The sequence below is a fragment of the Thauera sp. 27 genome (genome assembly GCF_000310125.2).
GTDB lineage: Bacteria > Pseudomonadota > Gammaproteobacteria > Burkholderiales > Rhodocyclaceae > Thauera > Thauera mechernichensis.
The window spans coordinates 1-9765 of record NZ_AMXB01000073.1; the positions used below are offsets into that span (position 1 = coordinate 1).

The 9765-nt window shown below is 66.8% G+C and carries 10 protein-coding genes and 1 tRNA gene; 4 read left to right on the forward strand and 7 right to left on the reverse strand.

The features are described from left to right. Nucleotides 1–132: 132 nt before the first annotated feature. The 4 genes from B447_RS21055 to B447_RS21070 all read left to right on the forward strand — a co-directional run bounded on the left by B447_RS21055 (nucleotide 133) and on the right by B447_RS21070 (nucleotide 1934). A complete protein-coding gene (locus B447_RS21055; protein ID WP_004248800.1) occupies nucleotides 133–1014 on the forward strand; it encodes a DMT family transporter in 882 nt (293 codons plus the stop codon). A 31-nt stretch (nucleotides 1015–1045) separates the two neighbouring features. Beyond that, nucleotides 1046–1594, forward strand: a complete 549-nt coding sequence (ruvC, locus tag B447_RS21060) for a crossover junction endodeoxyribonuclease RuvC (protein WP_004248801.1) — start codon at nucleotides 1046–1048, stop codon at nucleotides 1592–1594. A 24-nt stretch (nucleotides 1595–1618) separates the two neighbouring features. Further along, the gene (locus tag B447_RS21065) at nucleotides 1619–1744 is read left to right on the forward strand and encodes a response regulator (RefSeq protein ID WP_004248802.1); all 126 of its coding nucleotides are present in this window, start codon (nucleotides 1619–1621) and stop codon (nucleotides 1742–1744) included. A gap of 114 nt (nucleotides 1745–1858) precedes the next feature. Next, nucleotides 1859–1934, forward strand: a tRNA-Lys gene (locus B447_RS21070). A 91-nt stretch (nucleotides 1935–2025) separates the two neighbouring features. On the opposite strand, the gene B447_RS21075 is transcribed toward B447_RS21070, so the two are convergent. The 7 genes from B447_RS21075 to B447_RS21105 all read right to left on the reverse strand — a co-directional run. Then, nucleotides 2026–3474: a hypothetical protein gene (locus B447_RS21075; protein ID WP_232431695.1), complete on the reverse strand. Its 1449-nt coding sequence runs from the start codon at nucleotides 3472–3474 to the stop codon at nucleotides 2026–2028. 312 nt (nucleotides 3475–3786) lie between these two features. After that, on the reverse strand, nucleotides 3787–4365 hold the full coding sequence (gene phaP / locus B447_RS21080; RefSeq protein ID WP_004248804.1) for a TIGR01841 family phasin: 579 nt from the start codon (nucleotides 4363–4365) through the stop codon (nucleotides 3787–3789). Between the two features lie 128 nt (nucleotides 4366–4493). Continuing rightward, nucleotides 4494–5297: a proteasome-type protease gene (locus tag B447_RS21085; RefSeq protein WP_002933516.1), complete on the reverse strand. Its 804-nt coding sequence runs from the start codon at nucleotides 5295–5297 to the stop codon at nucleotides 4494–4496. 55 nt (nucleotides 5298–5352) lie between these two features. Then, nucleotides 5353–6300, reverse strand: coding sequence for an alpha-E domain-containing protein (locus B447_RS21090; protein WP_002933514.1), 948 nt, complete (start codon nucleotides 6298–6300; stop codon nucleotides 5353–5355). A 34-nt stretch (nucleotides 6301–6334) separates the two neighbouring features. Then, a complete protein-coding gene (locus tag B447_RS21095) occupies nucleotides 6335–7765 on the reverse strand; it encodes a circularly permuted type 2 ATP-grasp protein (protein ID WP_037983379.1) in 1431 nt (476 codons plus the stop codon). 148 nt (nucleotides 7766–7913) lie between these two features. Further along, entirely contained in the window at nucleotides 7914–8840 is a 927-nt protein-coding gene (locus B447_RS21100) for a transglutaminase family protein (RefSeq protein ID WP_004248805.1), read from the reverse strand. Between the two features lie 14 nt (nucleotides 8841–8854). Beyond that, on the reverse strand, nucleotides 8855–9765 hold a 911-nt coding region (locus B447_RS21105), incomplete at its 5' end, for an alpha-E domain-containing protein (RefSeq protein ID WP_004248806.1).

The following is a 9765-nucleotide window of genomic DNA, read 5'->3' on the forward strand; positions in this document are numbered from 1 at the left end:
GCTTGCGCCGCTCCCACGGAGTGACCGGCATCACAGTGGGAGCGGCGCAAGCCGCGAGCTTTTTTCATTCGACACCCTGCCACCCCAGCCTCACTCCCCCATGGGAGGCGCAGGCCTCACGCGAGGCACGCGATGCCAGTTCCCACCCAGCTCACCCGCCTGATGCCCCTGTTGTTCGTCGTGCTGTGGAGCACCGGCTTCATCGGCGCGAAGTACGGCCTGCCCTACGCAGAACCGCTCACCTTCCTGGCCGTGCGCTACGTGCTCGTCATCGGCCTGATGACCCTGCTGGCGCTGGCCATGCGTGCCCCCTGGCCGGCAAGCCCGCGCGATGCGATGCACATCGCCGTCACCGGGCTGCTGGTGCATGCGGTGTATCTGGGCGGGGTGTTCATGTCCATCCACCATGGCCTGCCGGCGGGCATCTCCGCACTGGTGGTGGGCATGCAACCGCTGCTCACCGGCGCACTGGCAGGCGCGCTGCTGGGCGAGCGCGTGTCGTCGCGGCAGTGGGCGGGGCTGGCGTTGGGCTTCGCCGGCGTGGCCCTGGTGGTGGGAAGCAAGGTCTCGGTGGATGGCGTCGCCACCGACGCGCTCGGCCACATGCTACTGCCGGCGCTGGCCGCGCTGGTCGGCATCACCGCGGGCACCTTGTACCAGAAGCGCTTCTGCCCGCGCTTCGACCTGCGCACCGGCTCGGTGCTGCAGTTCCTGCCCAGCCTGGCGCTGACCGCCCTGGTGGCGAGCCAGGTCGAGACCATGCAGATCGACTGGAGTGGCGAGTTCGTCTTCGCCTTGCTGTGGCTGGTGCTGGTGCTGTCGCTGGGTGCGATCAGCCTGCTCAACCTGCTGATCCGCAGCGGCAGCGCGGTCAATGTGGCCAGCCTGTTCTACCTCACGCCGCCGACCACCGCGCTCATCGCCTGGGCGATGTTCGGCGAGACCCTCAGCCCGCTCGCGCTCGCCGGCATGGCGATTGCGGTATCGGGTGTATGGCTGGCGCGCAAGGGCTAGAATCGATCCGCCCGCGCCCTGGAGGCCGTCCATGAGCAACGCCACCCGCGCCGTCGTCACCCGCATCCTGGGCCTCGACCCCGGGCTGCGCATCACCGGCTTCGGTCTCATCGACCAGCTCGGCAGCCAGCTGCGCTATGTCGCCAGTGGCTGCATCAAGACCCGGGACGGCGAACTGCCCGGACGCCTCAAGACCCTGCTCGACGGCGTGCGTGAGGTGATTGCCACTTACCAGCCCGATGTGGTCGTGGTCGAAAAGGTCTTCGTCAACGTCAACCCGCAATCGACCCTGCTGCTCGGCCAGGCGCGCGGCGCGGTGATCTGCGGCGCGGTTTCCTGCGACCTGCCGGTGGCCGAATACACGGCACTTCAGGTCAAACAGTCGGTCGTAGGGTACGGCAAGGCGCACAAGGAACAAGTCCAGCACATGGTGCAACGGCTGCTGACGCTGGACGCCAGCCCAAGCTCCGATGCCGCCGACGCGCTCGCCTGCGCCATCTGCCACGCACACGGCACCCAGGGCCTGGGCAGCATGGACGGCATCGGAACGCGCCGTCGCGCAGGTCGCATTCTCGGGTGATTCTCCTGGTCGATGGCAACCGCAATGACCGCCAACGCCTACGACGCCGACCGCAAACGCTGCATCGAAGCCGGTATGAACGACTTCATCGCCAAGCCCTTCAGTGCCGAACAGCTCTACCGCGCCCTCGACAAGGTGCCGCGCAATTGAGCGCAGCGCCGCAGGCAGCGTCAAATACCTTGCGGCAGCTGTTGCAGTACGCCGAATCTTGCGTATAATCGCGGTCTCTTGATCGACGGAAACGCCGATCTGCCGCAAGGCACCGGGGGTATAGCTCAGTTGGTAGAGCAGTTGACTCTTAATCAATTGGTCCTAGGTTCGAGTCCTAGTGCCCCCACCAACAAATTCAAGCAAAAAGGCCAGTTCTCGCGAGCTGGCCTTTTTGCTTTTGGTCTTGCAGATCAAGACCCAACTCCTGACTGGTCGAAGCCCTATTTCGTGCGACTGACCTGGGTGTGCCAACCGTTCAGACGCCGCCCCTCCCGCGTCAGGACGGTCGACTCGCCATTGACCGTGACCACGATGCGGCCGTCCTTTTCCTCGGTGTAGGTACCGGCGGCGGTATGTCCGGGTTCATGCACGAACACCCGGGTGCGATCAACAAACTCGAAACGGTGCGCCTTGTCACCTGTTTCATAGACCCGGCCTCGCATCGCCCCTGCCTCGGCCTTATCGACCGCAGCAAGGATCTCTGCCCGACGTTTCCTGGCCCCTTCCTCGAACCGAGGCTTGAACGGCGCGGCGCTCGCTGGCCAAGCCGCAATCGATCTCAAGGCGGCGTCGACCGAATCGAGCGCGGCATCGGTCGCGGGCAAGGCGCCCAATTTCGTCGTCATGTCACTGAACAGCGCATCGGCAACCACCTGGCGGCGCGCCTGAGCCGCATCATGGACACGCGCGGCCTGCGCCTGGGGCAGCTGTCGCAGCATGTTGCCGTCCGCAGCCTGATCGATCTGCGCAAAGGCATCGAAGTCCCGGGACGATTCACCGATCTGCGCCACCAGCACATCCGCGATCTCGGTCGCGATGTGCGCCCGCCGTTCGGTCACGGCGCGCAGCAGGCTCTCCGTTGCCTCCTTCCCCAGCGCCGGCGCGTAGTCACGCGGCAGCGCCTGCGCCATGCGGTCCAGTAACCCCAGGCCTGGCAGGCTGACCGGCACCGCTCGCACTTCCGTAAGCAGGGCCTCGACCACCCCATCACGCATGGCAAGCGCCGTCCGCGCTGCAGGCTCTGCCACCCGCGTCGCGATCTCGGCTTCCGGCAGGTCCCGCAGCGCGGCAATCAATTCACGCGCAGCATTCGACGCCGCGGGCGCCAAGCCGTTGGCGGCCGCCGGCAGGCGTGCATACCCTTGCGCCGTTGCGGCCTGCTCGAGCGCGGAGTGAAAGCTCAGCAAGGGCAAGGAAGGCGGCGCACTCTGCAGCGCGTTCATCGCTGTGCCGGCCCTGCCCCGAGCATCGGCCAAGGCCTTGGAGAAGTTGGCGACGCGACTGACCAAGGCGCTCTGCATCGCGTTGTAGGCGCCGGACAACTCGCGATCCTTGGTTGCCTGGCGACAGGCCAGCACCACCTCCCGAACGCTCATGGCATCCGCTTCGGTCCAGGACAGCATCGGCTTGCCGAACAGCGCCTCCGTCTCCTGCGACACGAAGAGCCTGGGCAGGCGGTGACGACTGCCCAAGGCATTCGGCTGCCATTCGTCATTGCGATCGAAGCCGGCAGCCCAAGGCGCAACGGCCTCGCAGTCCGGCCTCGCGACCTGAGCCTGGGCACTTGCGGCCATCCCCATTGCACCGACAAGCACGGCAGCCACCCCCAGCATCCTGCGAACATGCCCGGTCCGGGGGCGCATCATGTAGCTCACGGATATGGCAGTCACTTCTGGTCTCCTGCTGATCGACGCACGTCGCACCAAACCGGTCAGTCCGTGAACTTACCCAGCCCCTTGAAAACCTCCCCCAAGCGGATGCATGAAGGCAACTTCATTCATCCACAGTGCAATTCGCGCACAGTGTCGCTAATACACATCAGACTCAATATAGACAGCTCTTGGATACCTTGCCCAGGAAACTGAAGGCCCACCACAGGCTCCCGCCTGGGCTCCCCGAAAGCAAAAAAGCCAGTCCAAGAGGAACTGGCTTTTTCTTCATTGGGCCCACACCCGGGCCCGTCCATGCAGGCCCTGCGCAGCTTACGCCGCGCTCTTGAACAAGGACACCGTAGCACTGGTGGTCTTGCTCACGGCATCGACCGCAACAGCGGCAGCCTGGTCGGCATTGGCCTGGGCGACCTCGGAGACCTGCTTGACCACCTCGCTTGCGCCCTCGTAGGCCGACGAGGCGTTGGCGACTGCAGTCTTGAGGACCTTGACCGCCAACTCGGAACCGGGCGCTGCGCGATTGAGCGTTTCGAGCGTGACGATGACGCCCTGCAGCCATTGCGACATGCCGGCCTCGACGAGCTTGAAGAGCTCGACCTGTGCCAGGCTGGCAATGCCACTGGCGCTTTTGCCGTAGTCAAAGCCGCGCTTGAGCGCGGGGGTGATGCTGCCGACCTGGATGGCGAGCAGGTCGCGCGGCTCGCGCGCGGCACAGATCGACTGCTGGAGCACGATGGTGTCGTCGAGCGCCGCGCGCGCGGTGTTGAGATTGAGCGCGGTCAGGTGTTCGACCATCGACAGCAGGCTGCCGCTGGCCAGGGCGACATCGTTGACACGCCCCTCGGCGACGGCACGGGCGGAGGCGAGCATTTTCTCGGGCGAAGCGTTCATGGTGTTCTCCTGACGGATAGGTGACACCGTGGGTTGAATCGGTGTGGCTTTATGTTGCACTGCAACATAATAAATCGCAAGTGTTTTCTTGCACGGCTTGCGCGCCCTGACGCCCTCTGCGCTGGCGCTCAGGCCTCGCTGCTGCGGGCAACGCTGGCCGTCACCACCTCGATGCGGGACGCTGCCGCATCCTCGCCGGGCCAGCGCGACCAATCGGGGTCGGGCAGGGCCTCGAACACCTTGCGCAGGTTCGCACCCCACTCCTTGTGGATCATGTCGAAATAGGGATTGTCCCAATCCACGTTCAGATGACGGGCGACGCGCAACTCGTCGCGGCGATAGATGAGGAGGTCGAGCGGCAGGCCCACCGACAGGTTGGAGCGGATCGTCGAATCCATCGAGATCAGCGCGCACTTGGCGGCCTCGTCGAGCGAGGTCCGGGCGCTCACCACGCGATCGATGATCGGCTTGCCGTACTTCGACTCGCCGATCTGGAAATAGGGCGTATCGACCGAGGCCTCGATGAAGTTGCCCGCGGCATAGATGTTGAACAGGCGCGGCGGCTCGTCGCCGATCTGGCCGCACAGGATGAAGCTGGCATTGAAGTCCACGCCGAACTGCTTGAGCGCCTCGGCGTCCTGGCGATAGACGCCGCGGATGGTCTCGCCGACCAGGCGGGCGCACTCGAACAGGGTGGGCGCGTTCCACAGGCTGTCGCGGTCCTGCACCGCGGCATGTTCGCGCAGGATGTTGATCACCGCCTGGGTGATGGCGAGATTGCCCGCGCTCATCAGCACCAGCACGCGATCGCCGGCGCGTTCGAACACGGTCATCTTGCGGAAGGTATTGATGTGGTCCACACCCGCGTTGGTACGCGAATCGGACAGGCAGACCAGGCCTTCGTCGAGGCACATGGCGACACAGTAGGTCATCGAGTCATCCCGATTGGGTCATTGATCGAAGGAGCCGCCGCGCGGGCGGCTGCGCTCAGGCGGCGACAGGAACGAGAAAGTTATCGCCGATGCTGTCGCCGAGGCGGTTGATACGCACCAGGAAGCGCTCCAGCCAGGCATGCAGCCCGGTGGCGAAGATATCGTCCATGCGCCCGTAGTGCAGTGTGGCATGAAGCTCGCCGGCCTGCCGGGCGGCCTCGGCCGAGTGCAGGTTGGCGATCTCGCCGAGGATGTCGTTGATCTCGTCGAGACAGGCATGCAGCGAGCGCGGCATGGCGGCGTTGAGGATCAGCAGCTCGGCGACCTTGTGCGGCGTGATGACGTCGCGGTACACGTGGCGGTAGGTCTCGAACGCGGACACCGAACGCAGCAGCGCGCCCCACTGGTAGAAGTCGGTTGAGCTGCCCAGCCCTTCGGCCCTGGGCAACAGGCTGTGGTACTTCACGTCGAGCAGGCGGGCGGTGTTGTCGGCGCGCTCGAGGAAGGTGCCCAGGCGCACGAACTTGAAGGCGTCATCGTGCAGCATGGTGCCGAAGGTCACCCCGCGCAGCAGGTGGGAGCGAAACTTCACCCACTCGAAGAACTCGCCCAGATCGGTGGCCTGCAGCTTCTCCGGCGTCATGTCGCGGATCTCGAGCCAGGTGGCGTTGGTGGTCTCCCACATCTCCGCCGTCAGCGTGCCGCGCACGGCGTGGGCATTCTCGCGCGCCGCACGCAGGCAGTTCCATACGCTCGACGGGTTGTCGCGGTCGAGCACGACGAACTCGATCACGTCGCGCGGCGTCAGCGGCCGGCCGGTGCGGGCGAAGGCGTCCGACAACTCGCTGATGGCCAGGATGGCCGACCAGCCATCGGTGTCGCAGCCATTGGTGCCCGGCAGCAGCGACATGCGGTAGGACACGTCCAGCATGCGCACCGTGTTCTCGGCACGCTCGGTATAGCGGGCCATCCAGTAGAGGTGGTCGGCGGTTCTGCTCAGCATGATCGTTCTCCGTGATGCGCGCGGCGTGAAGGCTTCAATTGACGACCCAGGTGTCCTTGGTACCCCCGCCCTGCGAGGAATTGACCACCAGCGAGCCCGCCTTGAGGGCCACGCGGGTCAGCCCGCCGGGGACCATGCGGATCTCCTTTCCGCCCGACAGCACGAAGGGGCGCAGGTCGATGTGGCGAGGGGCGATGCCCGCATCGACGAAGGTGGGACAGGTCGATAGCGACAGGGTGGGCTGGGCGATGTACTTCTCGGGCGCGGCCAGAATGCGGGCGCGGAACTCCTCGATCTCGGCGCGCGTTGCCGCCGGCCCGACCAGCATGCCGTAGCCGCCGGCGCCATGGACCTCCTTGACCACCAGTTCGGACAGGTGGGCAAGCGTGTAGGCCAGGTCCTCGGGCTCGCGCAGCATGTAGGTCGGCACGTTGTTGAGGATGGGCTCCTCGCCGAGGTAGAAGCGCACCATCTCCGGCACATAGGGGTAGATCGACTTGTCGTCGGCCACGCCGGTGCCCACGGCATTGGCAAGGGTCACTCGCCCGGCGCGGTAGGCCGACATCAGGCCGGGCACGCCGAGCATGGAATCGGGGCGGAACACCTCGGGGTCGAGGAAGTCGTCGTCGAGCCGGCGGTAGATCACATCCACCCGCCGCGGCCCCTGGGTGGTACGCATGAATACGGTGTCGTCCTTGACGAACAGGTCCTGGCCCTCGACCAGCTCCACCCCCATTTGCTGGGCGAGGAAGCTGTGCTCGAAGTAAGCGCTGTTGAAGGCACCCGGCGTCAGCAGCACGGCCGTGGGGTCGAGCACACCCGCGGGCGCCACCGCGCGCAGGGTCTCGAGCAGCAGGTCGGGGTAGTGCTCGACCGGCTGCACGTTGTAGCGCGAGAACAGGTCGGGGAAGAGCCGCATCATCATCTTGCGGTTCTCGAGCAGGTAGCTCACCCCCGAGGGCACGCGCAGGTTGTCCTCGAGCACGTAGTACTCGCCCTTGCCGTCCGCCCCCGCTGCACGCACCAGGTCGATGCCGGCGATCATCGCGTACAGCCCTCCGGGCACTTCCACCCCCTTCATCTCGGGGCGGAACTGGGCATTGTTGAGCACCTGCTCGGCCGGCAAGCGGCCCGCGCGCAGGATTTCCTGGCCATGGTAGATGTCGGCGAGGAAGGCATTGAGTGCGCGCACGCGCTGGCGCAGGCCGGTCTCGAGGGCGCTCCACTCGTCGCCGGGGATGATGCGCGGCAACAGATCGAAGGGGATCAGCCGCTCCTTGCCACCGCCCTCGCCATAGACGTTGAAGGTGATGCCGACACGGTGAAAGGCGATGTCGGCTTCCTTGCGCTTGCGCGCAATGTTCTCGCGTGGCATCTGCTCCAGCCAATCGGCGTACGGGCCGTAATGCGCCCGCACCGTACCGTCGGCAGCATGCATTTCGTCAAAAGGTCTGGCGGCTGTCATTGTGCTGTCTGCGCTCATGGTTGGACTCCCTTGAGCGAGCATTCAGCATGAAGCGTGCCATGCACTCCAGGCGCGCAGTTGCGCGCTCTGCGGGCTCACGAGCAGGAGTGCACTGGCTTGGTGCGCACCAGGATGCGCTGAGCGTGCATCAATTTGGTGCGCGCACACCCTCATCGCTCGGTGTCACCGTCACCGCAACCTCGACACTGTGCCCCCCCCCGCCCAGGATCACCCCCCGCAGCGGCGCCACGTCGCCATAGTCGCGCCCCCAGGCCAGGGTGATGTGATCCGCACCCGGCTGCAGGTCATTGGTCGGGTCGACCTCAATCCAGCCCAGGCCGGGACACCACACAGCCACCCAGGCATGCGAGGCGTCGGCGCCCACCAGTCGCGGCTGCCCCGGCGGCGGCTGGGTCAGCAGGTAGCCCGAGACATAGCGCGCCGCCAGGCCGAGCGCCCGCAGGCAGGCGATCATCAGATGGGAGAAGTCCTGGCATACCCCGCGCCGCTTGGCGAAGACCTCTGCCACCGGCGTGGCCACGCTGGTGGCAGAGGCGTCGAAGCGGAAATCGGCATGGATGCGCACGCACAAGGCCAGCAGCGCGTCCACCAGCGCGCGCCCCGGCGTGAAGCAGCGCGTCGCATAGCCTGCATAGGCAGCAGCCTCGTCGCCCAGCGCCACATAGGGCGAGGCGAAGCGATACTGCCCGGCGTCGCGCGCCTCGGGCTGGAGGGGTGCATGGCCGGACAGCCCATCGCGAAGGTGGTCGCGTGCGTCCTCCCAGCTCGGTCCGCTGCCCGCGGCCGGCCAGTCGCGAACGCCGACGCGGACGCGGCTGTGAGCCCGCACAAGCAGCCGGTCGTGCGGCGTGTCGAGCGCGAAACGCGTTACCGGATTGCCGAAGAAATCGACGGCAGCGCTGCGCTGAGCGGGGGCGGGAGACAGCTCCAGCGTGTGCGCCAGGCAGCGCTGGTAGGCGAGCTCGCGTGGATGCAGGTGGGCAATGTGCTGCGACAGCGTGACCAGACTGTCGTAGCGGTAGATGGTGTCATGGCGGATCTCGAACTCGGGCATCGCAGGCCACCGCTTCAGGACGAGGCCGTCGCCCGGCTACGGGCGTCGAGATGGGTGAAGTAGCGGTGCGACAGCGCATCCGCCAGACGATTGCCACATGCCCAGGTCTGGGCGAGGAAGTCGTGCAGGTCGGCACAGCGCGCGTGTTCGGCAGCGCCGCCTGCGGCACGCCCGGCCGCGTCGACGATCAGGCAATCGCACAGCGACAAGGCCTGCAGCGTTTCCAGCTGCTGCGTCAGCGGCTCGGCCAGCACATCGCCCTCGGGCAGCAGGCGCAGGTGCTCGACCAGCGACTCGAGCTGGTAGCGCAACGCACGCGGGTTGTCCGCATCGAGCATCACCAGTTCGGCCACCGGCAGCGGCGCCAGCCCGCGCGCATGGCGGCTGCGGTAGCGCAAGTCGCCGTCGGTCACCGCGAGCAGCGCCTGCAGGGCCTCGGCACTGGGTGCCGTCAGCAGCGCCGACAAGGCGGCGGCCAGAAACTGCAGGCGCTCGATACGCCGGCCGATCGACAGGAAGCGCCAGCCGGCGTCGCGCGGCATGCTCTCGATGACGAAGCCCGACAGCGTCACCAGCGACAGCAGCGACTCATCCAGGCGATGCAGCGCGTCACCCAGGGCGAGCGCCTGCGCGGGCGCGGCAGCAAAGTCCGACAGACGGTTGTAGATGCGCCAGCTATCGGGCGAGAGCCGGTCGCGCACCTGCGCCGCCAGTCCCAGCACCACGCGCAGGTTGGCCACCACGCTGCCGCTGCAGTCGGGGTCGAAGAGCGCGCCTGCGAGCGTCCCCGCAGCAATCGGCACGGGTGCGCGCGCCGCACCGGCCTCGACCGGCGCCTCGGCAGGCAGGATCGCCAGCCGGCGGCACAGCCCCAGCAGCGCGGCCAGCGCCGGGTCGGCCGCCGCCGCGGCCTGCGAGACGCGCT